27 protein-coding genes are annotated in these 25,814 nt (G+C 45.9%); 3 read left to right on the top strand and 24 right to left on the bottom strand.

Annotated features, from left to right (window positions below; translation table 11 throughout):
- Nucleotides 1-4 precede the first annotated feature (4 nt).
- From dksA to Q4A73_RS00205, 3 genes are read left to right on the top strand one after another with little or no spacing between them, the layout of a single operon-like run.
- Complete coding sequence (gene dksA / locus Q4A73_RS00215) at nucleotides 5-358, top strand: RNA polymerase-binding protein DksA (RefSeq protein ID WP_303205421.1); 354 nt, start codon at nucleotides 5-7, stop codon at nucleotides 356-358.
- A complete protein-coding gene (locus Q4A73_RS00210; RefSeq protein WP_303205420.1) occupies nucleotides 355-1,344 on the top strand; it encodes a hypothetical protein in 990 nt (329 codons plus the stop codon). Before dksA ends, Q4A73_RS00210 begins: the two co-directional genes overlap by 4 nt.
- The gene (locus Q4A73_RS00205) at nucleotides 1,341-2,267 is read left to right on the top strand and encodes a tRNA-dihydrouridine synthase (RefSeq protein ID WP_303205419.1); all 927 of its coding nucleotides are present in this window, start codon (nucleotides 1,341-1,343) and stop codon (nucleotides 2,265-2,267) included. Before Q4A73_RS00210 ends, Q4A73_RS00205 begins: the two co-directional genes overlap by 4 nt.
- On the opposite strand, the gene Q4A73_RS00200 is transcribed toward Q4A73_RS00205, so the two are convergent.
- The 24 genes from Q4A73_RS00200 to Q4A73_RS00085 all read right to left on the bottom strand — a co-directional run bounded on the left by Q4A73_RS00200 (nucleotide 2,259) and on the right by Q4A73_RS00085 (nucleotide 25,813).
- Nucleotides 2,259-4,628, bottom strand: coding sequence for a flagellar protein (locus Q4A73_RS00200; protein WP_303205418.1), 2,370 nt, complete (start codon nucleotides 4,626-4,628; stop codon nucleotides 2,259-2,261). The genes Q4A73_RS00205 and Q4A73_RS00200 overlap by 9 nt on opposite strands.
- Before the next feature lie 24 nt (nucleotides 4,629-4,652).
- Entirely contained in the window at nucleotides 4,653-6,038 is a 1,386-nt protein-coding gene (locus tag Q4A73_RS00195; protein ID WP_303205417.1) for an NADH-quinone oxidoreductase subunit N, read from the bottom strand.
- Entirely contained in the window at nucleotides 6,031-7,515 is a 1,485-nt protein-coding gene (locus Q4A73_RS00190) for an NADH-quinone oxidoreductase subunit M (RefSeq protein ID WP_303205487.1), read from the bottom strand. Before Q4A73_RS00190 ends, Q4A73_RS00195 begins: the two co-directional genes overlap by 8 nt.
- A complete protein-coding gene (gene nuoL, locus Q4A73_RS00185) occupies nucleotides 7,515-9,317 on the bottom strand; it encodes an NADH-quinone oxidoreductase subunit L (protein WP_303205416.1) in 1,803 nt (600 codons plus the stop codon). The genes Q4A73_RS00190 and nuoL overlap by 1 nt, the downstream gene beginning before the upstream one ends.
- Nucleotides 9,318-9,614 (bottom strand): NADH-quinone oxidoreductase subunit NuoK, encoded by a 297-nt coding sequence (nuoK, locus tag Q4A73_RS00180; protein WP_303205415.1) that lies wholly within the window; start codon nucleotides 9,612-9,614, stop codon nucleotides 9,318-9,320.
- A complete protein-coding gene (locus tag Q4A73_RS00175) occupies nucleotides 9,611-10,129 on the bottom strand; it encodes an NADH-quinone oxidoreductase subunit J (protein ID WP_303205486.1) in 519 nt (172 codons plus the stop codon). The genes nuoK and Q4A73_RS00175 overlap by 4 nt, the downstream gene beginning before the upstream one ends.
- A complete protein-coding gene (gene nuoI, locus Q4A73_RS00170; RefSeq protein ID WP_303205414.1) occupies nucleotides 10,129-10,785 on the bottom strand; it encodes an NADH-quinone oxidoreductase subunit NuoI in 657 nt (218 codons plus the stop codon). Before nuoI ends, Q4A73_RS00175 begins: the two co-directional genes overlap by 1 nt.
- Before the next feature lie 8 nt (nucleotides 10,786-10,793).
- Complete coding sequence (nuoH, locus tag Q4A73_RS00165; RefSeq protein WP_303205413.1) at nucleotides 10,794-11,792, bottom strand: NADH-quinone oxidoreductase subunit NuoH; 999 nt, start codon at nucleotides 11,790-11,792, stop codon at nucleotides 10,794-10,796.
- Nucleotides 11,785-14,250 (bottom strand): NADH-quinone oxidoreductase subunit G, encoded by a 2,466-nt coding sequence (locus tag Q4A73_RS00160; RefSeq protein ID WP_303205412.1) that lies wholly within the window; start codon nucleotides 14,248-14,250, stop codon nucleotides 11,785-11,787. Before Q4A73_RS00160 ends, nuoH begins: the two co-directional genes overlap by 8 nt.
- A complete protein-coding gene (locus Q4A73_RS00155; protein ID WP_303205411.1) occupies nucleotides 14,247-14,939 on the bottom strand; it encodes a hypothetical protein in 693 nt (230 codons plus the stop codon). The genes Q4A73_RS00160 and Q4A73_RS00155 overlap by 4 nt, the downstream gene beginning before the upstream one ends.
- Nucleotides 14,939-15,163, bottom strand: a complete 225-nt coding sequence (locus Q4A73_RS00150) for an NADH-ubiquinone oxidoreductase subunit E family protein (protein WP_303205410.1) — start codon at nucleotides 15,161-15,163, stop codon at nucleotides 14,939-14,941. The genes Q4A73_RS00155 and Q4A73_RS00150 overlap by 1 nt, the downstream gene beginning before the upstream one ends.
- Nucleotides 15,160-16,386, bottom strand: coding sequence for an NADH dehydrogenase (quinone) subunit D (gene nuoD / locus Q4A73_RS00145; RefSeq protein ID WP_303205409.1), 1,227 nt, complete (start codon nucleotides 16,384-16,386; stop codon nucleotides 15,160-15,162). Before nuoD ends, Q4A73_RS00150 begins: the two co-directional genes overlap by 4 nt.
- On the bottom strand, nucleotides 16,387-17,181 hold the full coding sequence (locus Q4A73_RS00140; RefSeq protein WP_303205408.1) for an NADH-quinone oxidoreductase subunit C: 795 nt from the start codon (nucleotides 17,179-17,181) through the stop codon (nucleotides 16,387-16,389).
- The gene (locus Q4A73_RS00135; RefSeq protein WP_303205407.1) at nucleotides 17,178-17,681 is read right to left on the bottom strand and encodes an NADH-quinone oxidoreductase subunit B family protein; all 504 of its coding nucleotides are present in this window, start codon (nucleotides 17,679-17,681) and stop codon (nucleotides 17,178-17,180) included. Before Q4A73_RS00135 ends, Q4A73_RS00140 begins: the two co-directional genes overlap by 4 nt.
- On the bottom strand, nucleotides 17,663-18,052 hold the full coding sequence (locus tag Q4A73_RS00130; protein WP_303205406.1) for an NAD(P)H-quinone oxidoreductase subunit 3: 390 nt from the start codon (nucleotides 18,050-18,052) through the stop codon (nucleotides 17,663-17,665). Before Q4A73_RS00130 ends, Q4A73_RS00135 begins: the two co-directional genes overlap by 19 nt.
- A gap of 106 nt (nucleotides 18,053-18,158) precedes the next feature.
- Nucleotides 18,159-18,818 carry an ATP-binding cassette domain-containing protein gene (locus Q4A73_RS00125; RefSeq protein ID WP_303205405.1) on the bottom strand — a complete coding sequence of 220 codons (660 nt, stop codon included), beginning with the start codon at nucleotides 18,816-18,818 and terminating at the stop codon, nucleotides 18,159-18,161.
- Complete coding sequence (locus tag Q4A73_RS00120; RefSeq protein ID WP_303205485.1) at nucleotides 18,811-19,545, bottom strand: ATP-binding cassette domain-containing protein; 735 nt, start codon at nucleotides 19,543-19,545, stop codon at nucleotides 18,811-18,813. The genes Q4A73_RS00125 and Q4A73_RS00120 overlap by 8 nt, the downstream gene beginning before the upstream one ends.
- On the bottom strand, nucleotides 19,545-20,279 hold the full coding sequence (locus tag Q4A73_RS00115) for an ABC transporter permease (RefSeq protein ID WP_303205404.1): 735 nt from the start codon (nucleotides 20,277-20,279) through the stop codon (nucleotides 19,545-19,547). The genes Q4A73_RS00120 and Q4A73_RS00115 overlap by 1 nt, the downstream gene beginning before the upstream one ends.
- 41 nt (nucleotides 20,280-20,320) lie before the next feature.
- Nucleotides 20,321-21,253 carry an ABC transporter permease gene (locus tag Q4A73_RS00110; protein ID WP_303205403.1) on the bottom strand — a complete coding sequence of 311 codons (933 nt, stop codon included), beginning with the start codon at nucleotides 21,251-21,253 and terminating at the stop codon, nucleotides 20,321-20,323.
- The gene (locus Q4A73_RS00105) at nucleotides 21,253-22,788 is read right to left on the bottom strand and encodes an ABC transporter substrate-binding protein (protein WP_303205402.1); all 1,536 of its coding nucleotides are present in this window, start codon (nucleotides 22,786-22,788) and stop codon (nucleotides 21,253-21,255) included. The genes Q4A73_RS00110 and Q4A73_RS00105 overlap by 1 nt, the downstream gene beginning before the upstream one ends.
- A gap of 89 nt (nucleotides 22,789-22,877) precedes the next feature.
- On the bottom strand, nucleotides 22,878-23,705 hold the full coding sequence (gene fliY / locus Q4A73_RS00100; RefSeq protein WP_303205401.1) for a flagellar motor switch protein FliY: 828 nt from the start codon (nucleotides 23,703-23,705) through the stop codon (nucleotides 22,878-22,880).
- Nucleotides 23,702-24,784 carry a flagellar motor switch protein FliM gene (gene fliM, locus Q4A73_RS00095; protein WP_303205400.1) on the bottom strand — a complete coding sequence of 361 codons (1,083 nt, stop codon included), beginning with the start codon at nucleotides 24,782-24,784 and terminating at the stop codon, nucleotides 23,702-23,704. Before fliM ends, fliY begins: the two co-directional genes overlap by 4 nt.
- Complete coding sequence (locus Q4A73_RS00090) at nucleotides 24,784-25,476, bottom strand: RNA polymerase sigma factor FliA (RefSeq protein WP_303205399.1); 693 nt, start codon at nucleotides 25,474-25,476, stop codon at nucleotides 24,784-24,786. The genes fliM and Q4A73_RS00090 overlap by 1 nt, the downstream gene beginning before the upstream one ends.
- On the bottom strand, nucleotides 25,457-25,813 hold the full coding sequence (locus tag Q4A73_RS00085) for a hypothetical protein (RefSeq protein ID WP_303205398.1): 357 nt from the start codon (nucleotides 25,811-25,813) through the stop codon (nucleotides 25,457-25,459). The genes Q4A73_RS00090 and Q4A73_RS00085 overlap by 20 nt, the downstream gene beginning before the upstream one ends.
- Nucleotide 25,814: the final 1 nt, after the last annotated feature.

Genomic DNA, 25,814 nt, shown 5'->3' with positions numbered 1-25,814 from the left:
TTTTATGAAAAAAAAGGAATTTGACTTTTTTGAAAAATTTTTGAGGGATAGAAGAAAGATTATTTTGGACAATTTGCAGAATAATTTTGAGGAAATCAAGGCCCTGCACAACTCAGCGCCCAGCGATAGTGTGGATTTTTCAGTCATAGAAAGCAATTCGCAAATCGATCTTGCCATCAGCGCCAACCTCAAACAAGAGCTAAAAGACATCGAAGAATCGCTTCAAAAAATCACCCAGGGCCTTTATGGTATCTGTGAGGCTTGTGATGAATTTATCGACATCAAGCGGCTTAAAATCAAGCCCCACGCAAGGTATTGTTTCGCATGCAGGCAAAGTTTAGAAGGGAGGAAGGTATGAGGATCAGATTGTTCATTGTGGCGAGCTTGATTTATGGTGCTTTGGTGGCGGCGGCCTGTGTTTTTTACTTGGACTTGGGCGATTATCAGCTGGTTTTGGGAGCTATCGATGTCAAGCTTCCTGTGGTGGTTTGGATGCTTGCGCCCCTTGCGCTTTATTTTGTGTTTGCCCTTTTGCATTTGAGTTTTTATAGTTTTTTGAACCATCTCAAATTCAAGCATTTTTTTAAGGATGCGAAAAAATTTGAAGATTTTACGAAGGATTTACTCTTGGAAAAAAATCCCAAAATTGCCTTTCAAACCAAAGAATTCAAGCAGGTTGGCGAGCTGAGCAGGAGCTTGAGGACCCAGCAAAAACTTCCCGATCACCCCAAGATCAATGAAATTTTTGATTTGCTCGATGGCCTAAGGCGGGGGGAGGTGCTAAATCTTGGCAAATTTAAGCTTGAGGCGAAGAACATTTTATCCATCCAAAATGAAAAAAATCGCATCAAAAACGATGTGAATCACGCCCATGCTCGTTTGAAAAATGTCCATCAAATCAACGATGATTTGGAGGATCTTGCCTTTGAGAATGTGCTAGAAAAGGGCACTTATGAGCAGATTAAATCCATCAAAATCGCAAAAAATCCCCAGCAAATTTTAAGCCTCATCGCCCGCTTTCAAAGGGGGGATTTGGAGCTTTCTTTGAGCGAATTTGAGGTTTTGATTTTGCAGACTCGTTTTAACGAAGCGGAGTATTTGAGCCTCGCTAAGATGAGCGTGAATTTTTTTACCCCCGATGCCATCCTCAACATTTTTTTAAAGATTAAAAGCCAAAATAACGAAGCCTTGAAGGGCTATTTGTATTTGTTGGCTGAGTTTTCCATGTATGAGGAGCTTGAAAATCAAATAAGAAACGCAGATGAGGATTTCACCCCCTTTAAGGCCCTGCTACTTTTGCGGGAGAAAAATATCAAAATCAAACCCGATCATCTCATCCAATGATAAATTTTAACAAAAAGCCCCTGTTTTTAGCCCCGATGGCGGGTTTTTCGGACCGGCCCTTTCGCAATGTGGTGAAGAAATTTGGCGCGGATGTAACGGTGAGTGAGATGATAAGCTCCAACGCCCTCGTTTATGAGAGCGCTAAAACCCTGCAAATGCTGGAAAAAGCGGAGCTTGAAAAGCCCTACATCGTCCAAATCGCAGGGGGTGATGAGGAGGTCGTCAAAAGGGCGGTTTTGATGCTGAATGATTTTGATTTTATTGATGGGATCGATTTCAACTGCGGCTGCCCGGTCAATAAGGTCCTCAAGCAGTGCGCTGGCAGTGCTTTGCTTGAAAATTTAGAGCTTTTTAAAAAACTCATTTTCACCCTCAAAAAATACAACAAAAAGCCCTTGACGAGCGTGAAATTTCGTTTGGGCTTTAACGAAAAATATCCCGAAAAAATCGCCAAAATTTGCGAGGAGCTGGGGGTGGATTTTGTCAGCATACACGGACGCACGAGGAAGCAGCTTTACAGCGGAAGGGCTGATTATGAGGCGATCGCTAGGGCGAAGGCCTGCGTGAGTATCCCCGTCATCGCCAACGGGGACATCGATGCTACTAACGCGGATGAGGTTTATAAAATCACCGCTTGCGATGGTTTGATGATAGGCAGGGCTAGCGTGGGGCGGCCTTGGATTTTTTATGAGATTAAAAGGGGCGAGAGTGTGGATGGGGCGCTGAAAAAAACCATCATCCTGAGCCATTTTGAGGAGATGATGCGCCATTATGGGAATTCTGGGGTGGGAATTTTTAGAAAGCATCTGCACGAATACTCCAGAGGGCAAAAGGACGCTTCGGTTTTTAGAGATGCCATAAATCGCATCAATGATGCCGATCAAATGCGGATGATGATCGAGGATTTTTTTGGCTCACTGTGATAAAAGAGCGTTTTTTTCCCTGCACAAATCCTGCCAAGTAGAATTTTCTCCCAGTTTCAGGCACTCCTCAAGGCTTTTCCTTTGCGCCTGAGTGTCTTTGAGGCTTTCATAAATTTGACTTTGAGCATAAAGGGCGCGCGCCCTGTCGCCCGTGGAGAGCTGCTTGAGCTTTAGCAGGTCCCTTAAAAGCTCCAGTCCTTTTTCGTGCTGGGCTGTGTTTTGCAGGGCTTCGAGATAGATAAATTCTAAATTCGGGCTGAAAAGATTGATGCCCTTGAAATTTTGATAATCAATAGCCTTGGGCGCATAATTTAAAATACTGGTCGTCATTTTGTGATCTTGCGCGTAAGAAACCAGAGCGTCATAAGCCTCCACCATAGTAAAATTCATGGGAAAGCCTTCTAAAATTTGCAAAATTTTAATCGCCTCATTGTACTCGCCCTGACGCAAAAGCGCGATAAACTGCAGATAATAGGCCCTGAAATTTTCTGCTTCTTCTTTGAGTATCTTTGAGGCAATGATGTGCTTGGAAAGGCTTATAACCTTAGGGTATTGCTTATTTTCCAGCAGAATTTCAGCTTTTTTTAAGCTATAAAAAATCTCATCTTCTGGCATATTTTTGTCGATGTATTCTAGGGCCTGCTGATTGTGCGAGGTCCTTTGCAGGCACGATAGCATTTGCTTTTTATCCTCGATTTTTTGTCCGATCGCATAGGCGCTAAATTCATTGAAAGTTTTCACCGCTTTGATGCACTCATCGGCTTTTAGCTCCTCCTTCAAGGCTAGGGTCGCAGACTGCTCCAAAAGCTTGAGCGCTGCAGGGATCTTACCCTCCTCAATCTGCGCCTTATAAGCTAAGATCGCGGGGAAATTTTGCTCCTTAAAATACAGCTTCACATCCTCCTCTAGGGCCCGGTTTGCAAGCTTTTCATCCGTGTCTTTGTAGTCCTTCATCAGGCTTTGATAGCGCTCGTGCAAAAGGGTGGCATTATTTTCCCCGACATAAAAAAACACCTCATCGTTCGCCTTTTTGAGGGCATCCAAATAATTACCATCATGAAATTCGTTCAAATATAAATCGATATACTTCTTCGCCTGCTGCGCCTTGCCGTCTTGGGCCAGAGTGAGGGCTACATTTTTCAAGGTCTCCTCATAGCGCTCGTCAATTTTTGGCATTTTCAAAAAGGCTCTTTCATAAATTTGAGAGCTGGTGTGGACATCATGATGCTTGTCGAAAAGTTTGGCCAGCTCCAAAGCCTTCGTTATATCCTCTCCAAAATAATCGCCATTGGCTCTCAAAACCGTGTTGACAAATTCCACAGCCTCGCTGGGATTTTCATTAAGGAGCTCATCTTTGGCTAGGGACAAGGCCGCTCTGGAGGCTAAATTCAAATCCTTCGTATTGAAATAAATATCCTCATAAATCAAAACCGCCGCCTCTTTTTCATTGAGGTGATAAATATAATCGGCATATTCAAGCCGTGCAAGCTGGGTGAAATCATTGCGCACGAATTCATTATTCAAAATCGACATCGTGTAGTCCACATCCGCCCTTTGCGAGAGGGCGATGTAAGTCCTCAGCATCATGTAGAGCACCTCGGCGTAATTTCTATCGCTGGTGAAGGTTCTGGTGTAGTGCTTGAGCTCATCGATCATGTTTTCTAAAATTTTTTGATCCCTGATGCTGGGGTCGGCTGTGTGAATTTCATTTTGCGCTCTGAGTTTGTAGAGGATGAACTCACTCATGAAAATACTGCCCTTGTAGCGCGTGATGGCATTTTGCGCATCCGTAACAACCTGAGGATAATTGTGCTTTTCGTATTCTCTTTTGATGCGCAGGTAGGTGTTAATGTCCGCGCTTTGCGGGATGATGACAGGATCTGAGTTTAGATCAAGCGCCCCCACGAAGGGCAGGGTTTCGTGCGGGAAAATGACATTAAAATTCAGGCCATCCCCCTCATCCTCCCTGCCAAGCTGGGAAGAAAAGATAAAGGTGAAGCCCTTTGATTGGTGTGAGCTGGAGGCCTCAAGCTCTTTATCCTTGTAGATATCCTGAGACAAATCAAACATTTTAGCCGCACTTTTGGGGAGGATGAGCATTTTGATTTTTTGAGGTTCTTTAAGAAAACGGAGGTCAAAAAGGGCAAAGGACTGATCTTTTAGCGTGTTGGTAACCATGCCGTTGATTTCGCATTCAAAATAGGGCTTGTTGTCGCTTTCTTTTTGCGCACAAATAAAGGGCTCGTCATTTTTAGCATGCAAAACGCTGAAAGGCTCATTCGCCTCGCGTCCTGCGTTTAAAACAAGCTCGAAACCAAAAAGATAAGAAAAACTGAGTAGGATAAAAGGGATGACTTTCATAAACTCAATGATAACAAAACACTTTTATAGCATTAATAACAGGGCGAAAATATTTACCAAAACACAAACAATGAGGACAAATTTTTGCCTCGGGTGAAGCTTGAGGGTAAAATTCGCCTCGCTCTTCACAAAAAAACCATGAATGATAAGCCTCAAATAACTACCGAGCATCAGCACAGAGGTCAAAGCCACAACAAGCGCACAATACCACCACTTACTAAGAATAAGGGTTTGAAAGATCATAAATTTACCCCAAAATAAACCGAAGGGCGCGACCCCAGCCAAAGAAAGCACGCAAGTGGCCAAAGCGAAAGCTACGATGGGATTTTTTGCGAAAAGATTGTTGAGGCTGTTGAAATCGCTTTTTTCAAAGAGGCTTAAAATGAGGAAGAGTCCGTAATTGGCAAAGGCGAACAAAACCCAGTATCCAAAAACTAAAAAAAGCGCTGAATTTATGCCCTTTTCCACATACTCCGCATGCAAAAATATCGGCACCATAGCAAGGACAAGCAATGAAGACTGCACCACAGAGGAGTAGGCGAGCATTTTTTTCGCATCCTTTTGGGCGAGGGCGGCAAGGGCAGCGACCAGCATGGAAAAAATCGCTAGGGCGCAAATGACGATGGCGCCGTGTGGGTAAAAAGAAAAAATTCTCAGCAAAACGACCAATATGGCAATCTTTGGCACGACTGAGATGAAGGCGGCTAGGTTGGAATTTGAAGCGTAGTAAACATCCCTCAGCCAAAAATGAAAGGGCGCTAAAGAAAGCTTGATGGCGCATAGCACCAAAATGAGCGTTTTGGAGCCTGAAAGCAAAATGCTTTCTTCGGCGTAGTGAAAAAAAACACGAATGCTAAGACTGCCCGTTTGAGCATAAATCAAAGCGGAGGCTAGGACGAAAAACCCACTCCCCACCGCCGCTACGCTGAAATATTTGAGGGCTGAAGAGATGGCGTTTTTACTACCCTGCATCGCGATGAGCGTGTAAAGTGCCAGGGATGAGGCCTCAAGTCCTATGAAGATGAGGGCCAAATTTGAGCTTGAAACCATCAGCATCAAAGAGGCGATCATGAAGAGAAAAAGCGTGTAAAATTCGCCCCTGTGCTCTTGCTTGTCCATCAAAAGATAAAGAAAGGAAAAAAGCAAAATCACACAAATGGCGCAAAAAGCTACGATGTCGTTGTTTAAAGTGCCAAAAAAAGCCCTGCTTTGCAGTCCGAAAGCATTGACATTAGAAAGGCTGAGGAAAAAGCTCACAAGCAGGGCCCAAAGACTGCTACTAAGATAAAATTTAGAGCTGAGCTTACAAAAGGCCACGCAAAGCAAAAGCACAAGAGCCGCAAGGATTAAAAATAAAAAAGGATAAGCCAAATCCATACGCAGATCGGTTAGGGTGAAAAATTCATTCATTGTAGGCTCCAAGCTGGGATAAAAAGTCCAAAGTATCTTTTTCAATCGCCCTTAAGTGCATCACCTTGTGCAAATTTTTGCTTTCATTTTCCAAAGGCTCAAGCAAGAATTTTGGAGCGATGCCCAAATAAAAAATCAAAAAAACCATAGGGGAGAGGGCTAGAATTTGTCGCGCTTTGAGTCTGAAAGCACTAAGCGGTACTGATGTTTGCATGAAGAAAATTTTCCTGAATACAGCGAGCATATAAACCGCGCCCAAAATCACCACAAGCCCCGCCAACAAAGCATAAAGAAGATGCACCTTAGCCAGGGCCAAAAGGACTAAAAATTCCCCCACAAAAGAAAGGGTCAGCGGCAGAGAAACCCCCGCAAGAAGCAAAAGGGCGAAGAAAATGCTAAAGCCGGGCGCCTTTTTTGCAAGGGAATGCAGGTCATCAAGGCGCACAGAGCCGTATTGTTGCTCCAAAACCTCAGCCATCAAAAACAAGCCTCCCGTCACCAGTCCATGCGCAAACATATAAAAAACCGCTCCGCTAATGCCAAAACCACTGAAAGAAAAAATCCCAAGCACCATGATGCCGATGTGGGAGATGGAGCTGTAGGCGATGAGCTCCTTGAGATCCCTAGCCCTAAAGGCGATCAGGGCACAATAAAGCACGCTGATTATGCAAAGTGTCATCACAAAGGGCGCAAGATACACGCTAGCATCGGGGAAAAGGGGCAAACAAAACTGCAAAAAACCAAAAGGCGCCATCTTAAAGGCTACAAGCATGACAGAGACGACTATGGGCGAGCGCGCATAAACCTTTGGCGCCCAAGTGTGCAGGGGAAACAAAGGCGCCTTGATGGCAAAGGCGGCGAAAAAGAGGGCGAAGAGTAAAATTTGCCAAGAGAGCGGTGTGGCGGAGACATTATTTTTCCAAAGGTCCAGATCAAAGCTGAAAATTCCCAAAACTTGATAATTCAAATAGGCCTGACAAATCATCGCTACAAGCATCAAAACCGAGCCCGCAAAGGCGTAGATGAAAAATTTAATCCCCGCTTTAAAATTCTCGCCATAAAGGCCCAAAATGTAAATGAGGGGCAGCAAAGAAAGCTCCCAAAAAATATAAAAAAGCAAGGCATCCTTAGCGCTAAAAAGCCCCATCATGGTCCATTGCAGGAAAAAAATCGAAGCGATGATGGCCTTTCGCTCTATCCTTAAAAAAAGCAAGGTGAGAAAAATCATCAAGGAGCAAAGCAGCATCAGCACCAAAGCAATGGCATCCACGCCGACATGATAAGTGAAAAATCTAAAAAATTTAAAAAAAATGCGGTGATCAAAAAGCTCCCCGTCCAAAAAGGCAAGGAAAATTTTAAAATTCAGCCCCAAAATCGCCAAACTCGCTATAAGCCCAAAAAACCTCGCCCCGCGATGATCTAAAAGCAAAATCGCAAGGGCAATGAATAGCGGGAAAAAAATCAAAGCATTCAGCATCACAAGCCTCCCCAAAATAAAACGCACAAGACGCCTAAAATCACAAAGCCGCCCACCAAACAATAAAGCATTAAATTCAGGCTATTGGGGACGATGATTTTTGAGGAAAGCAGGAGGCAGGATGTGGCGATTTTCTCCACGCAAAGGTCTAGGCCCCTCTTGTCAAAATGCCTCACAAATTCACAAAATCTCACGCACCAAGCCACTAAAATTTGATGATAAAAATGCGGAATAAAATAATCATTGCTCAAAAGTTTGTGAAAGAAATTTTGCTCCACGCTCTCCCTAAACCAGCCCCTACCGTAAGCCAAAATCGCCAAAAAGATCCCAAGTCCACTCGCCATACTTGCTAAAATCATCACCAAAGAATTTTCCGCGTCGATAAGGACTAGCTTTGTGCGGATGAATTCAAAAAAACCATGCTCAAAAAATCCCGCAATCACAGCCAAAACAAGCAAAGGACTCATCGCCAAAAGGGCGATTTTGCTTGCCTCGTGAGGATGGGCGCTGTGGCGTGCTGGCGTGAAAAAGACAAGCATCAAAAGTCTAAAACTATAAAAAGCCGTCATAAAAGCGGCGATTAAAAGCGTCAAAAAAATGCCGTGATGAAAGGAGATGAAAGCGTAGCCTAAAATCAAATCCTTAGAAAAAAAGCCGGACAAGGGATAAATTCCAGCCAAAGCCAAGCTTGCGATGCTCATAAAAATCGCCGTGATTTTGAGAGGACTGAAAAGTCCGCCCATTTTTTTGATGTCTAGCTCATCGTTCATCGCGTGCATGACATTCCCCGCGCCTAGGAATAAAAGGGACTTGAAAAAGGCGTGGGTTGTGAGGTGAAAAAGCGCTAAAGAATAGGCCCCAAGCCCTGCAGCTACGAACATATAGCCAAGCTGCGAAAGGGTGGAGTAGGCTATGATGCGCTTTAAATCCCTCGCAACCAAGGCCATCGAGGCGGCAAAAAGAGCCACAAAAGCGCCTATCAGGGCGATGAGATAGGAAAATTCTGGCACCAAATCATAAAGAGGGTTCGCCCTCACGACCAGATAAACCCCCGCCGTTACCATAGTCGCGGCGTGGATGAGGGCGGAGACGGGTGTGGGGCCTGCCATCGCATCGGCTAGCCAAGTGTGGAGGGGGAACTGGGCGGATTTTCCCATCGCACCGATGAAAAGACAAGCGGCGATCAAAAGGAGAGCACCGTGATCTAGCCCCTGTAAGAGAGCAAAAACCTCCTCGTATTTGAGCGTGCCCACCTGCAAATAGAGCCAAAAAATCCCCAAAAGCATGCCCAAATCGGCGATTCTGTTCATGATAAAGGCTTCGTTTGCAGCAAAAGAATATTTGTCGTTATGATACCAAAAGCCTATGAGTAGCCACGAGCAAAGCCCCACGCCCTCCCAGCCCACGAAGAGCCCGAGAAAATTATCACTCATCACCAAAAATAGCATGGAAAAAACAAAAAGCCCCAAATAGGCGAAAAATTTATTAAAGCCCTCGTCCTTTTCCATATAAAAAATGCTATAAAAATGCACGCAGGTCGCGACCACGCCCACAACACTCATCATCACTAAAGAAAGTGCATCGATATCAAAGCCAAAATTCACCCCCATGAACCACTCAAAAAGCGTGAGGTTGAAGCTTTGATCGTGCCAAAGCAAATAAAGCGAGGAAAGGGCACTGAGTCCTATGAGCAGGGAGCAAAGCGTGGCGATGAGGAGATTTTTAGGACGCAGAGCAAAACAAGCCGCAAGGGCGAAGGAAAGAAGCGGCGCAAAAAGGGCGATGAGGGCTAAATTTTGCATCTAAGCCCCCTCTTCTTTCAGGCTTTTAAGCTCTAAAGAGCCCGTTTTTCGATACCACAGCACGCACAGGGCCACGCCCACAGCCACCTCAGATGCTGCCACCGCCATCACAAAAAGGGCAAAAATTTGTCCGCCAAGGTCGTTGTGAAGCTTTGAGGCGGCGATGAGGGCGAGGTTGGCGGCGTTGAGTAAAATTTCTGTGGCGATGAAAAGCATGATGAGATTTTGCCGCTTTAAAATCCCCACCAGTCCCAAAACAAACATCAAAAACGCTACGAAAAAATATTTTTCTATCATCGTTTTTCTCCCGCAAGGTCCTTTTGCGTCAAAACCACCGCGCAAACTAGGGCGATCAAAAGCAAGATGGCTACAAATTCAAAGGCGAGGAGGAATTTTGAAAAAATGGCCAAAGCAAGCTGCTCGTTGAAGTCAAAAAATTTCGTCGCCCTAAGGGGCAAATTCCCACCGCCCTCAACCCACCTAAATCCCACAAGCGTCGAGGAGAGAAGGGCTAGACTGGAGAAAATGAGGAGAAAAAAGCTTTTTTTGGCCCTGATTTTTTCCTTAAAATCCGCAGAAGCATCAAAAAACATCATCGCAAAGCTGTAAATTCCAAGCACCGCTCCGCTATAGACGATGATTTGTATCGCGCCGATAAATTCCGCATCCAGTAAGAAATAAAAGCCCGATAAAAACACCATCCCCCCCGCTAAAGCTGAAAGCGCATGGAGCATATTTTTGCTCCACACCGCCACGGCAAAAAAGCCCAAAACTATGACGCTAAAAAACACAAAAGAAAGCTGCTCCATCATCATTTTTCTCCCTCAGTTTTAGGCAGGGTGCATTTTTCCTCATCGCATAAATCCCGCTCCCTGCTTTGCAAAATTTCATAGTACTGGGGCGTTTTCTTCACAAAGGCATCCGCATCCTCCCTCAAACTCCCCGCTCCTTCAAATTCCACTTGATTTTTAAGCTTGTCGATGGGCGTTAAAAAATCTTCTTTATAGCCAAAATACGATCTCTGCTCGGCGGCGTTTTCAAATTCTGTGCCGTGGACTATGGCGAGCTCGGGGCAGACCTCCGCGCAAAATCCACAATAAATACAACGCCCCAGATTGATGCTGTAATTGCCCACTTTTTTGCGTCCGTTTGCGTCCAGTGAGGTTTCCATTCTGATGCAGTTGCTGATGCAAATTTTTTCGCACAAACCGCAGCCTATGCACCTTTCATTTTCGCTTTCTATGAAACGCATCAAGCGATGCACAGCGCGGTAGCGATTGTCCGTTTTGACCTTTTCAAAGGGGTATTTGATCGTGGCGGAATTTCCCCTTTTCAAAAGCTCTCGCATCACCACCCACAAGCCCACAAAAAGCTCCAGTTTCACGCTGCGTTTTATGACTCTAGCCCATTTTTCACCGGGACTGAGTTTTAATTTTCTCTTTTCATCCACTAAAAAATAGTTTTTCATCATCGCTCCTAAACCAATGCGGCCAAGGCCGTTAGTAAAAGATTTAAAACCGCTAGGGGGATTAAAATCAAATAGCACATTTTCATCACCTGATCGGGTCTTAACTGCGGAAAAGCCGCCCGCGCCCAAAAATACCAAAAGAAAACAAAGCTTGTTTTTAAGATCATCATCACCCAGCCCGGGATGATCCAAAATGCATTAAATCCCCCCAAAAATAAAAGCGTTACCAAGATCGCCCCAGCCATCATCGAGGTGTACTCGCCGATGAAAAACATCCCCCAGCGAAGCCCCGAATACTCCGTGCCATAGCCTGAGACGATGTCGGCTTCGTTTTCAGTGAGGCAAAGCGGGGTGCGGTTTGTCTCAATGAAAAGCGCGATGATGAAAAGCACAAAAGCTAGGGGCTGCTTGAAAATGAGCCACGAAAAAATTCCCTCGCTTTGATAATTATTGATCTCGATCAAAGAAAAGGATCCCACCAGCATCACCACAGCCACCAGGGCCAGCGCGCTCACGCTTTCGTAGGAAATGATGGCCACAAGAGCCCTTGCGGCGCCGATGATGGAGTATTTGTTATTACTTGCCAGTCCGCCCAAAAATATCGCATAAAAACACAGCCCTGAGGTGCCGATGACAAAGAGCAGGGCGACATTAATGTCAGCGATGATGGGCCTTATGGTGTGGCCAAAGAGCGTGAATTCAGGCAGCATGGGAATGGCGGCTAGGGATACGAAGGCGCAAATGGCCGCGATAAGCGGGGCGATGGCGAAGATGAGCTTTTGTGAATTTGAGGGGATGATGTCCTCCTTTGTGAAAAGCTTGATCATATCCGCCACAAGCTGGATAAGCCCAAAGGGGCCTACCATATCGGGCCCTATGCGCCTTTGAAAATAAGCCAAAACCTTCCTCTCTGCATAGGTCGCAAAACCCGCCAAAGTCGCTAAAAGCGCCAAAACCAGTAGGCATTTTATGAAAATTTCTAGCAGTAAAAAGGCAAAATCACTCATTTTTTGCTCCTATTTTTTCTAGCTTTGCCGCCACAAACCTCTCGTCAAAAAATTTCAAGGTATCCAAACTCGCGTCAAAATAGGGCAAGTAAGCGCCATTGCTCAAATTTTTATCCACCCTAAGGCTTAGGGTTAGCTTTTCGTTTTTGATTGTGAGGCGAATTTCATCGCCATCTTGCAGCCCCATCTCCTTCGCCAAGCCCTCACTCAGGCCCAAAAAAAGCTCTTCTTTGATCGCGCTGGCCCTGTTTGAAAAGCGTCCAAAATGATGGCTGGGATTAGCGCTGTGGAGCAAAATTTCATCTTCTTTCAAATTTAAATTTGCAAATTCAGGCTCTTCAAACCGCAAACGCGCCTCCCCCTCAAAACAGGCTAAATTTAGAGCATAGCCCCTTTTGTTGGCGCCGCCGTTGGTGTAGTGGTTTTCAAGGCTGTCAAATTCAAGGGGCAAAAAGCCTTTATCGCTCGGCAGTTTCGGGGTGTGATCGATGGTGTATTCTTCATCAAAGCCCAAGCTTTGCGCGAGATCGTTGAGAAAATAGCCTTCAAATTCCAAGGCCGCATTGGTTGGAACGACCCTTTTATCGTAGTTTAGAAAGGTGCCCTCCTGCTGATTGAGGCTAGCGCTAGCCAAATCGCTTCCCTCCTCGTAAGAAAAGCTAAAATCGCCCCCTTCGTTATAGCCCAAAGTTTGACCCTCCTGTGCCTCCGTATCCAAATCACAAATCAAAGCCACGCCCAAAGTGTTCGTGTGGGTGGGGTTTAAAAAGACCTTAAAGGGCGTCGTTTTTTGCACGAGAGCTAGGAGGCGGGCGAGTTTTTTACTCCGCGCATGAAAATAAAAATCACTCCCCACCACGAGGGTAAAACTAGACTTTTTCAGCAGCAAATCCTGCAATTTGTCCTCATCCACTCCTAAATTTTTAGCAAAAATGCTGCGTTTTACTGGGACGATTTTTTTGACCTTTTTATTGATGGTTTTTTTGACCTCTTTTTGAATTTCATTTCCCGCCTCGTCCTTTTCGCTCACAAGCTCGATAACCTCCTCACTGACGCTCTCCTCAAGCTCCCTATCCTCCTGCGTGAAAAATTCCTCAAGCTGCGCCCTCAAGCCCTCATCGGTGCTGAATTTTTGCAGGATGAAATACAAAATTTGCTCCTCATCCCCGCTTTTGTGCGTGTGGGTGATGAAATTTTTGGCGTATTTTTCCACGCCCTTATCTTTAAGCGGATGGAAATAAAGCCCCGCGCCCTTGTTCATCACGAGGGCGTTGTTGATTTTATAGCTCAAAGTTGGCGCATCATAGCGCAAAAGTGTGCCCGCAACGACCAGAAAATCGCTCCCCGACACATCCTCACTCGTGGCATTGTAAAGCGCACCACAATGGGCGATGAACTCCTCTAAAAATTCCTTGAATTTCAAGGCTTCTTCGTTGATGAGCCTGAGCTTGAATTTTTCCTTCAAATTTTGCAAAATCAAGGCCTCTTCATTGGTGATAAAGCTATTGAATTTAAGATTCTTAAACACCCCATTTTTAAGCCCCTCCACAAGCCGCCCAAAAGCGGCCTCGTCCTTTTTGGCCTCATTTTGCGTGTCAAATCCAAAGCGTGCCGCCCGGTTGAGCGGTGCAAAGGCAAAATCATTACTCACGCGGTAAATTTTAGGCTTTTGCAGGGCGATCCCGCCTTGCTTCACATCATAATAAAGCAGCTCACAATCGCTAGAATGTGGATTGGAAGCGGGGATGCGATGCAGCTCCCAGATGTTTGAGGTGTATTGGAATTTGGCCCCGATTAAGGCGCCTGTGGGGCAGACGCTCGTGCATTCTCCGCAGCCCTCACAGTCGAGCTTCTCGCCTCCTGTGGCGGGCGCGATGAGGCTTTTTTGAAATTTGCTCCACACCGCAAAAGCGTCCTTTCCCATGCTTTCTTTGAAGCTATTGTCAATGCCATCGCCGCCTCTTGGGGTCGTTTTTAGAGCGCTTTCGCCGATTTTATCCTTGCACACCGTGATGCAGCGCTCACAAACGATGCAAAGAGCGGGGTCGTAATTGATGTGTCCCCAGTGCTGATGGGGCTTGTGCGTGTCCCTGATCCAGTGCTTTTGCGTATCAACGCGAGCCTTGTGCGTGAAATTTTGGAGCTCACACTCGCCCGATTTATCGCAAACGCCGCATTCTAGGGGATGGTTGATGCAGTAGGCCTGCATGATCTCATCCCGCTCACTCCACAAAGCGGGCAAATCGCTCTCCACCACCATCCCCTCTTTGGCCTTGGTATTACAGGCGTAGGTCTTTTTGCCATCCGCCTCCACCATGCACATGCGACAGGCTAGGGTCGGGCTGCAGTTTGAAAGGTAGCAAATGGCCGGGATGAAGATGTCGTTGCGTCTAGCGATATTGAGGATGTATTCGCCCTCGTCAAAGGTGCAAATTTTGCCATTGATTTGTATCGTCATTTTGCTTCCTTTATGCGGATTTGAGTGAAGTCAAAGCCCAATTTTTCATTATCCAAAAGGGCAATAGTGCCCTGCAGGGCCTCATCCAGTTTTAAAAGTGCCCTAAATTTAAAACCCCCAGCCTCCACTTCAACCTCGCTTTTATCCTGACATCTTGCGAGGCTCAAAAACTGCCGCGAGCAGTGCAAATACCCATCCTGCAAGGGCACCTTAAAGAGCACCAAGCCATCGTAATTATCAAGCTCCTTTAGGGCAGCGCGTTTGCTATTTTTAAAATCGCATCTTTCCCCCCCGCTATTGAGAATTTCGAGCTGGAATTTTTGACTGAGAAAATTTAAAAAATACTTTATATTTTCACCGTCCTTAGTGGCGTTTAAATTCTCATCAACCACCAAATACTTCGCCGTTTGCAAAAAGCTTAAAATCTCCGCCGCCTCCTCCTCGCCCAAGCAAGACTCCGCACTCAAATAGCCCTCGTCCAAGTCGCCAAACGCATCCGCATCGCTCATCTTGCAAAGCAGGGCTAGGACAAAGCTAAGGCTGGCGATTTCGCATTTGTAAAATTTGGCTGGTAAATTTTTATCCTCAAGGCAAGAAATGAGGACATTTTCCCCGCTGAATTTCTCGCAAAAAGAAGGATTTTTAAGGCTGGGCATATCCATCAAAAAAAGCGCGTTTTGATACCGCATTAGCCCACCTTTTTAATCACTATGGTCCAATCGACCTGATTAAATTTTAAGGAATTTAAAAGCTCACAATTGTGTTCTTGCACAAAGGCAAAGCTTTGCTCCACTGCCGTAAAATCGCCAATTTCAAAAAGCACCACCAAAACCTCGCCCACCTGCGCGTTCGCGATAAGCTCCTTGAGGCTTGCAAACAAATCCTCGCTCTTTCTCAAATCCACCCGTCTCATCGATCGATCTCACCCAAAACGATATTCACATTCCCCATAATCGCCACAACATCGGCCAAATAAGTCCCCACAAGCATCTCCTCAAAAAACGCACAGTGCCAGAAGCTAGGAGTGCGCGCCTTGAGGCGATAGGGCCTACCCGTGCCATCGCTGTGGATGAAAAAACCAAGCTCACCCTTAGGGCTTTCAGTCGGCACATAAACCTCGCCTTTTGGGGGTTTGAGCCCCTGAGTGATGAGGACGAAGTGCTGCATTAGAGAGTAATTTTGCGTGAGAATTTGCTCCTTAGAAGCGCTGACATACTCAGGATGATGGGCTAAAATTTCAGGCGGTGTGTCTTTGTAGAGCTGGGCGCACTGGTGTAAAATTTTGACGCTTTGCCTGAATTCCTGCATATAGACCTTATATCTGGCATAAGAATCGCCCTGAGTGGCGTAAGGCACGGCAAAATCCACCTCGGCATAAAGCAAATAAGGCTCTTCTTTGCGGATGTCATAGCACACCCCGCTGCCCCGAAGCATCACGCCCGAGCAGCCCCAATTCATCGCCTGCTCCTTGCTCACCACGCCGACATTTTCCGTCCGCAAGCGCCAAATTCTGTTGTCATCCAAAAGGGCTTCATAGTCCTTGACATCGTTTGGAAATTTCGCACAAAAGGCCAAAAGCTCCTGCAAAAAACCCTCGGGCAAGTCAAGCATCACCCCACCGATACGCATGGAAGAGTGCGTAAGCCGCGCCCCGCAATAGCGCTCTATCAAATCAAGCACATATTCGCGCTCTCTGAAGCAATACAAAAACACGCTCATCGCCCCAATATCCAAGGCGTGCGTGGCAAGCCAAAGCAGGTGTGAGGCGATGCGATTGAGCTCCAAAAGTATCATGCGGATCACCGCTGCGCGGCGTGGAATTTCAAGCCCACAAAGCTTTTCAACCGCCGCGCAATATGCGTAATTATTTGCCGAAGCAGCGATATAGTCCATCCTATCAGTAGTGGGGATGAACTCCTGATAAATCATATTCTCAGCCATCTTTTCCATCCCGCGATGCATGTAGCCTATGCAGGGGCGCGCCTTGACAACCTGCTCCCCATCAAGCTCCAAAATGAGTCGTAAATTCCCGTGCGCGGACGGATGCTGGGGGCCAAGATTGATGATCATCGTTGAATCCTCGCGCTCGAAGGCGATGTTTTCGTAATAGGGCTTCAGTTTGCTAGGAATTTGCATTTATCGCCTTTTCTCTAAAATTTTAGCCCCATCTCGCGTGGCTCTTTTGACGAAAGCAACGCCTCCCTCCTCCTGATACTCCTGCTTCGAAAATGCCCTACTGCGCGGCTCTCCCTTAGGATTTTCGTGATACAGCCTGGCAAAATTTAAAGTGTCCTTATCGTCCGCAAAGCCAGGATCCCTCTGCTCCTCACCCACGACAGAGCGATACTCTTTGCCAAAAATTTTATCGATCTCATACCACCTTGCAAATTCATCACCCTGCAAGGGATAGCTCTTTAAAAAAGGATGCCCGAACCAATCATCAGGCATTAAAATTCGCTTGAGATTAGGATGCCCCACGATGAAAACACCAAACATGTCATAAATTTCCCTCTCGCTCCAATTGGCCCCCTTAAACACGCTCACAACGCTCTTCAAACGCTCCTTCACGCCGACGAAGGTCTTCACGCGCACCCTTAGCTTTTTCTCCAAATTCAAAAGCTGATAAAAAATCTCAAAACCCTGCTTTTGAGCCACAAAATCAATAGCACTCGCCTCAGTGAAGACTTGAAAGCCTAGATTTTTGAGGCATTGTAAGGCTTTGACATTGTCCTCTTTTTGAATTTCTACCACCCAAAAATCAAGCTCCACGAAAGAATTCATCACAGTGATTTCATCCTGCACGGCGGCTAAAAATTCCGCAAAAACGCTGCCCTCCACTGCTTGCTTTGCCGTGTGTGGAGCGTGGTAGAATCTATCTTTGTAGTAGTTTTGAAGCTGGGCGTTTTTTTTATCGCTATACTTTCGCATCACACGAGCCTTTTGGGAGGGATTTTGCGTGAGGCTTTTTCCCTGCGAATTTTTTTCTGCAAAATCATCAAAGCGAATTGAAAGCTTTCGGGGCGGGGCGCGCAGCCTGGGATGTAAATATCCACGGGGATGATCCTATCCACGCCCTGCACGGTGGAGTAGGTGTTGAACATACCGCCCGTGTTGGCGCAGCTGCCCATGGAAATCACCCACTTGGGATCGGGCATCATGTCGTAGAGGCGACGTGTGAATTCGGCGTGCTTTTTACAAAGCGTGCCCGCGATGATCATCACCTCGCTATGACGCGGTGAAGCCCTAAAAATCGTCCCAAAGCGGTCAAAATCATAGCGCGAACCTCCCGCCGCCATCATCTCAATCGCACAGCAAGCAAGCCCATAGGACAGGGCCCACAAAGAATTACTCCTGCCCCACTGCACAAGCTTATCTACGCTTGTCAAAACCACGGGCAAACCGCTCGCATAATCTACCTGATGCTCTGCCACGCAAACGCTCCTTTTTTATACGCGTAGATGAATCCCACGCCCAAAAGCAAGATGAAAATGACAATTTCCCAAAGTCCAAACCAGCCCAAATCCCTAAAAATCAAAGCCCAAGGGAATAAAAACACCACCTCAATATCCAAAAGAATGAAGACCAACGCCGTGATGAAAAACTGGGAGTTGATTTTATTGGCTTGTTTGACGGGGATAGGACCGCACTCGTAAATGCCTGAGCTCAGTTTTTTGCGATTTTTGGCGGCGAAATGATTGCCGATTTTTGAAGCCAAAAAAACCAAGCCGAAAAAAATCAGGCTTGATAAAACAAGCATGACAAAAATGCCTAGATAAGGGTGGATGGGGCTTGAGTGGGTCATTTTTATCCTTTTTTTAACTTCGCAAAAATCTTACATAAAATTTCTAAAATCAAAACTTATATTAAGATAAAAATTATGCGAATTAAAGCGATGACTTAAATTAATATTAAATTTTAAAAATAGAATGAGCAAGATCCTTAAAAAATTCCTCCTGATGCGTGATAAAAATGTAAGCGATCGAATTTTCTTTTTGATAGGCTTTTAAAAAATCAATAATCCTCATGGAATTTAAAATATCCAAAGCACTGGTTGGCTCATCCAGTATGAGGATTTTAGGCGAGGGGATGAGCGCGCGCAAAATCCCCACCCTGCTAGCCTCCCCGCCGCTTAACTGCGCTGGCTTTAGGGTCAAAATGCTCTCCTTGAGCGCGAAATTACCAAGCATTTTCTCCACCCAGCTCCTATCTTTTTTCATCTTAAAATTTGAAAAAACGCCATAAATGAGCGTGTCGATGCTCTTGTAGGGATTGAGAGCGAGTTTTTGATTTTGAAAAACATACTGGATATTTTGCTTAAAACGCCCAAAATTCCGCGCCGTGTGGATGTTTTCACCCTCGTATAAAACCTCCCCCGAGCTGGGCCTTTGCAGACCGCATAAAATTCTAGCCAGAGTGCTTTTTCCCCTGCCGCTCTCCCCAATGATGAGCAAATTTTCTCCAAGATTTAAAGAAAAATTGATATTTTCAAAAATCAAACGCTCCTCTTTCCTCACATACCAGTGTCGCCTTAGCGCGTAGCTTTTCGCCAGTCCCCTCACCTCAAGCATAAACCCTCCCATGAGCCCTCAGCCACGCGTTATCTTCGCTAAAAAATTCGCCGCTTTTGCAAAATTGCGCCACCCCTCCACGCTCTAAAATCAAAATCACATCGCTCAATTCTTTAGCCAAATTCAAATCGTGCGTGATGAGGATTAAATTTTTTTTCTCTTTCAAAAAATGGATGATTTTTTTCTCATTTTCCCTATCCAGCGAAGTGGTGATTTCATCACAAACTAAGTATTTTGGGGAGCTTGAAAGGGCAAGGGCTAGGCCAAGCCTCCTTGCCATTCCCACGCTTAACTGATGCGCAAAAGAGTGCCACAAAAGCTCCAAATCCTCAAATCCAAGCCTCCTCATGCACTCAAAGGCCCTTTGCTTCCTCTGCGCGGCGTTAAGCTTTGTGTGCGTTTTAAGGACGATATGAAACATATCGCCTAAATTTAAGTAGGGATAAAAGCTATCGCTCGCTTCTTGCAAAACTAGGGCAAATTTAGCCCTAAAAAGCCGCAAATCCTCAGCCCCCATCCCCAAAACGTCCTCACCATCCACGCACAAGGTTTTTGCACTGAGCTCATACTGCGTCCCAAAAAGCCCGATGAGTGCTCGTGCTAAGAGGCTCTTCCCGCTCCCGCTTTCGCCCATTATGGCGAGATTTTGTCCGCTTTTCAAGGAAAAAGAGATATTTTCCAAAAGCCCCTTTCCCCCAAGACTGAGGCTCAAATTTCGCACCTCTATCACAATTTTATCCCGAAATACTTTTGCAAATGCGCACTCAGGGCCAAAAGCGGCAAGATGAGCAAAAGTAGGGCTAAAAGGGGGTGGATGATGAGCCACCACGCTCCCATAAAAACGGCCCCAGAGGCCTCTGCTAGCATGGTGCCAAGACTTGGAATTTCAAAGGCAAGGCCAAGCCCAAAAAAACTCAGGGTCGCCTCCGTGCCTATGGCGTGGATGATGTTTAGGATGAAAAGCACCGTCAAAATGGAAAAACAAGGCGGCAAAAGCTCACAAAAAAAGGCCCGAGTCCTTGAGCTGCCAAGCACCAAAGCCGCCTGATAAAATTCCAAACCCTCAAGCCTCTTAAGCTCGCTGGCAAGGAGCTTGGCGATGAAGGGCCAGTGGGTCAGGGCGATGAGGATGATCATGCTCGCATATCCTCCGGCAACAAAGCTTTGAAAAAACATCATCAAAAGCAAAAAAGGCAGGGCCAAAAACATGTCCAAAAAACGCATCAAAACATCACAAAAGCGCGCCAAAAACACATAAAAAACCGCGAATAAAAGCGTCAAAAAAGACGCGGCAAGGCCTATGAAAATGGAGGAGCGCAGGGCGTAAAAAAGGCGCGTGAAAAGGTCGCGTCCTAAATGATCGGTGCCGAAAAAATGCTTTGAATTGGGCGCTTGATAAAGTGCGGATAGGGAGGCGAGGTTGATATCATGAGGGCTAAAATGGGGGATGAAAAACGCCAAGAATGCCAACGTAAATAGGGGCGCTAAAAAGAGCGAAAATTTTATTCGATGCTTGGATGGATGAGCCTGCATAAACAATCCGCCGTGAAAGTAAAAAATCCCGCCAGCAAAACGCTGATGAAAACGAGGGCCAAAACCACGGGATAGTCCTTATAAAGGATGCTTTGTATCATTAAATTCCCCACCCCTGCGTAGGAAAAAACGCTCTCCACCACATAAGCGCCCATCATGAAACTCAAGGCACAGGCGCCAAAGTATGATATGATGGGCGTTAGGGCGTGTTTTAGCGTGAGGTGCAAGAAAATTCGCCTCCGTCTGAGTCCCCGCGCGTAGGCGTTTAAAATAAAGGGCTTGTGATGGCTTTCGATCAAGGCATTGCGCGCCACTTGCATGAAAACCGCCAAATGAGAAAGCACCAAGACGCTAAGGGGGAGTGCGAGGTGGCTTAGGCGGTTGGAAAAATCATTCTCAAGGCTTATATCGCTGGTGCCAGAGGTGGGTAAAATTTGCAAAAAAGCACCGAAAAATAAAATGAAAAGCAGGGATAGGGCAAAGCTGGGCAGGGCAAGAAAGCTCATGCAAATGAAGCTCAACGCCCTATCCAAGAGGGAATTTTCATAAAGCAAGCAAAGCAAAGCCAGGGTCAAAGAAAGAAAAAACAAAAGCATCAAGGCGCTCAGGCTTAGGATAAGGGTGTTGAAGATCCGCTCTTTCACGAGGCTCAAAACACTCTCCCCGCTGATGAGTGAAAAGCCCAAATCCCCCCTCAAAGCCCTAAAAATCCACGCCACATACTGCTCCATCAGGGGCTTATCAAGCCCAAATGTCGCCTCGAGCCTTTGTCTGGCCTCAAGGCTCACGGCATTGCCCCTCTTGGCAAAGGCCGCGCTTGCCTTGCTAAAATGCAGCATCACAAAGCACAAAAACGAACTGAAAAAGGCGATGAAAACGACAAAAACGAGGCGTTTTAGCACTATTTGCTCCACTCATGGACATTCCAAGTGAAGCCCACGCCGTGATGCCCCAAAATATGAGGCTTGACGCCCTGCAAAGCCGCATCATAAACCAGGGCAAAATCCAAATACGCGATGAAAAGAAAGGGCGGATTTTCCTGCAGGGCGCGGATGAAATTCGCATAATACCCCTTTCTCTCTTCTTGCCCCAGCGAATTTCTGGCTTTTAGCAGGGCCTCATCGACCCTTTCGTCTTGGTAGTGTCCAAAATTCCAGCCCTGAGGATTGAGGGCGCTATCTTGCGAGCTGGCAAAGACCCTAAAGGTGTGAAAATCTGGATCCAGCGGACTCCCCCAGCCGATCAAAAAGCTATCCACTTTGGAGAGATCAAAGCTTCCTGCTGGCTTGACGATGACCTTGGTTTGCACGCCTATTTTTTTGAATTCATTCTGCAAGATGCCCGCCAAACTCACGCGCAAAGGGTCCGAGCTGAACGCATACATCTCAAATTCCAAAGCCTTGCCGTCTTTTTCGTAAAAGCCTGAAGGATTTTTCACAAAACCCGCCTCTCTCAAAAGCTGCTCCGCCCTAGCCGCATCGTAGGCCGGGCCCTTAAAATCCTGCGGCGCTGCCCAAGAATTTTGCAAAGGATGCCAAGCGGCAAAGCCGTAGCCGTGGAGGATTTTATCTGCGATTTCTTGTTTATTGACCGCATGATTTAGGGCAAGGCGCACCCTTTTGTCCTTGAAAAATTTGTTGTTTAAATTAAACATCAGTGCCCTGTAATCGGCGGATTTTTCGCGCAAAATCTTAAATTGAGGATCTTTTTCAAAATTTTTCAGCAAGGCAGGCTCTATCAAAGCCGCATCAATCTTACCCCCCTTAAGCTCCACCGCAGCCACATTAAAATCGCTAATGCTCTTTAAAATCAGCCTCTTGCTAGCCACCCTCGCCAAATGATAATTCTCATTCGCCACGAAGCTCACATACTCGCCCTTTTTCCACTTTTCAAATTTAAAGGGTCCCGTGCCGATGGGGTTTTGATTGAAGGGAGCGGTGTTGAGATCCTCATTTTCAAGCAAATGCTTGGGCAATATCCCCACGCTCAAGGCGTCCAAAAAAGCTGGAAAGGGCTGTTTGAGCGTGATTTTAATTTTATAGTCGTTGAGGATTTCAAGGCCCTTCACATCCTCAAAATTCACATAAATGGAGGCGTTGGTTTGAGGATTTTTAAAGGCCTCGATGCTGAATTTCACATCTGCGGCGCTGAATTTTTTGCCATCGTGCCAAAGCACATCCTCGCGCAGATCAAACACATATTCCAAGCCGTCCTCGCTCACACTCCAAGCCTTCGCCAGATCGGGCTGGGGCTGCATATTTTCATCCATGCGCACCAAGCCAGAAAATACCAAAGCGACCGCCGCATCGTGATCCTCGCTGTAAGCGGGATTGATTTTCGCCACCTCGCTCTCAACGCCTATAATCAAAGTATCCTTGGGGGTTTTCGCGTGAAGAAAAAAAGCAAAAAACAAAATCAAGGCCAAAATTCGCAACATCCTCTTCCTTTCAAAATGAATTTTGCGAGATTTTAAAATAAAATCAAAGGCCTTACAAGCCTATGGGGGGGTTGAATGCGGATGTGAATTTAACGCAGTTGCTCCAGTCTTTCTTTTTTTGTGCCGATTTCTGTGATTTGCACGCCGAAATTTCCATCCACGATGACCACCTCCCCGTAGGCGATTCTCTTATCTCCAATGAGAATTTCCAGCGGATCGTTGGCGAGTTGATTGAGCTCGACCACAGAGCCTATGTCCATCGTCAGCACATCCTTAAGAAGCATTTTTTTGTTGCCTATGCGCACTCGCACGGGTAGGCGCACATCCATGATGAGGTTGATATTTTTGAGCTCCTCACTGACGGGGTGAGGTTTTTCTTCTGCGTTGCTTGATTCTTGAGATTCATCGCCGCTTTGCGTGAGCTGCTTGTGAAGCTTTTCATCCATCGCCAAAGAAAGCTGCTCGCTCAAATCATCAATCTTCACATCAAACTGATAAAGCTTTGCAAAGCCTTTCAAATCAAGCTGCTCGGCGACAAATTCACAACTCGCAAGGCTAAATTCCATCTTTGGCAATTCTTTTTGCGCGCCAAGACTGGTCGTGAGGGCGGAGATGATGTTTTGCACCACTTCTTTGGCCGCATCCATCTCATCGTCCCCGAGCTCGGCTTTTTTGCTGATTTGCTCCTCACCCATCATCCACTCACCCACCGCACTCATCAGCACAGAGGTGGCCAAAATGCCCACTTTCCCGCCGGTATTCGTGGTAAAGCTCACATAAACCAAAGGCGGCTTGAGCGTATCGCTGCTGCCCACATCAAATTCTTTATACTCGCTAAATTCAGCATTTTTCCCCGTCAAGCCCTCGATGGTACTGGCACACTCATTCGTAAATAGTTTCAAAAATTCATTCATCATATTTCCTCATCCTCCAAATCCTCAATTTCATCATAAACACTCGCCTTCGCCTTTCTCTCTTCTTCGTATTTTTCTAAAATTTCTTTGATTTCATCCTTGTCGGTGCGGATGAGTTCTATGATTTTAATGGACTTTCTAAAACGATGCAGACCGATTTGCGCGAGGAAGACATCCTTTTTATCGATGCTTACGATGGACTTATCGTCCGCTTCTCTATCAAGCCTTAAAATATCACCCTGCTTAAGCTCCAAGAATTCATGGACATTGATGAGGGTTTTGCCCAAGATCGCCTCAAAAACAACCTCCGCGCGACCGATGAGGGTTTTAAGCTCCTTGTTTCTCGATTTTTTCGCTGAGGTTTCACCCATCATGATATCGCGGTTTGCAAGGCGGCTCAAAATACTCTCCAAATGCACGACAGGATAGCAAATATTTACCATACCGCTTGAATTTCCTATGATAATCTCCATCACCACCATAATGATAATCTCGTTTTGAGAGACGATTTGCACGACATTGGGGCTGCTCTCCTTAGCCTCGATGCTGGGATAAATTTCAGTCACGGATGACCAGCTTTCTTTAAGCCTTTGCATGATGATACGCAAAATACTATCAAGCAAATTTAATTCTATGTCCGTAAGCTCACGACTCGCCTCATAGCTATCGCCCTGCCCTCCTAAAAGTCTGTCTATCATAGGAAAAGCAATGCTTGGGTTAATCTCTAGAACACAATTTCCATCAAGAGGCTTAATAGAAAAGACATTGAAGCTTGTAGGACTTGGCAGGGACATCAAAAATTCCCCATAAGTCATTTGATCGACCGAGTGGAGCTTGGTTTCGACGATACTGCGCATCATTGAAGAAATTTGAGAGGCTAAATTTCTGGCCAATTTATCGTGTATGCCCTTGATGGTGCGCAGTTGCTCTTTGGAGACCCTGTTGGGGCGCTTGAAGTCATAAACGACAATGTTGCGCTCGTCTTTTTCTTCTTTGGCATTGGAGCTGATGTTAGAGTCGGCGTTATCATCAACAACCTCCAAGAGGGCGTCGATTTCTTCTTGAGAGAGTATCTCTGCCATCAGGCCAACCTTTCTCTAAGCTTTTTGAGAAGCTTTTTGTGCAGTTGTGAAATGCGACTTTCGCTGATGTTTAGAATTTCGCTGATTTCTTTCAAATTAAGCTCTTCGTAATAATAAAGCTGGATGATGAGCTGATCGCGCTCCTTGAGCGTCTCTAAAATTTCAGAAATTTTCTCAAGCAAAGCGTCCTTTTCTATTTTTTCTAGGGTATCGTCCTCGCTGTAAAGCTCCATTTGCTCTTCAATGGGCAGGGTGTAGCTGATGGCATAGGCGGCGCGGACCTCCTTGACCTTTTCAAGCTCTAAATTCAACCTCTGCGCCAAATATTCATCATCAGGCTCGCATTCGTGCTCCCTGTAATACTCATCCACGATATTGTCAATGTCCTTCAAGATGCGGCGATTGTTCCTGCTCATCACATCAAGGCTTCTCAAAAAGTCCAGCATCGAGCCATAGACTCGCTTTCGCGCAAAGCCCCAAAAATTATCGTTTTGCTCCTTGTCATAGCGACGTGAGAGCTTGATCATCTCCTCTATGCCCACGCCGATCAAGTCATTCACATCGATGCTTGCGGGCAGACGCTCTTTGAGACGAAACGCCATAGCTCTAAGGGCTGGCATGTAGGACATCACGAGCTCATCTTGCTCCTTTTTCATCATGTCCGCATAGGCTTTAGGCGGCTCTTTTAGCATTTTTGCGTCTTTCTCGGGATTCGTTTTTCTTAAGCTCCTCCCTTTCTTCATTGAGCTTTTCTAGGATCATATCCATTTTCTTTTCTCGAATGACTAGATCATTGATGATGCTATTGCTCGTTCTTTCGTAATCTTTTTTATTAAAAATTCTGCCGCTGATCTTTTTAAGGTCTATAAAATTCATAATGATAATGTGCACAAAAACATAAAACATAAAGGTTATAAAACAAGTAGAAAGTAAAATATCAAAGGCCTCCTCCACACTCACCACACTGAAGGCAAGCCCTATAAAAAAGCCGCACACGGTAAAAAAGGCCACATAATTTTCAGGTCTCATC

The organism is Campylobacter sp. (genome assembly GCF_030528245.1).
GTDB lineage: Bacteria > Campylobacterota > Campylobacteria > Campylobacterales > Campylobacteraceae > Campylobacter_D.
This window is presented reverse-complemented; position numbering and strand designations above follow the sequence as displayed.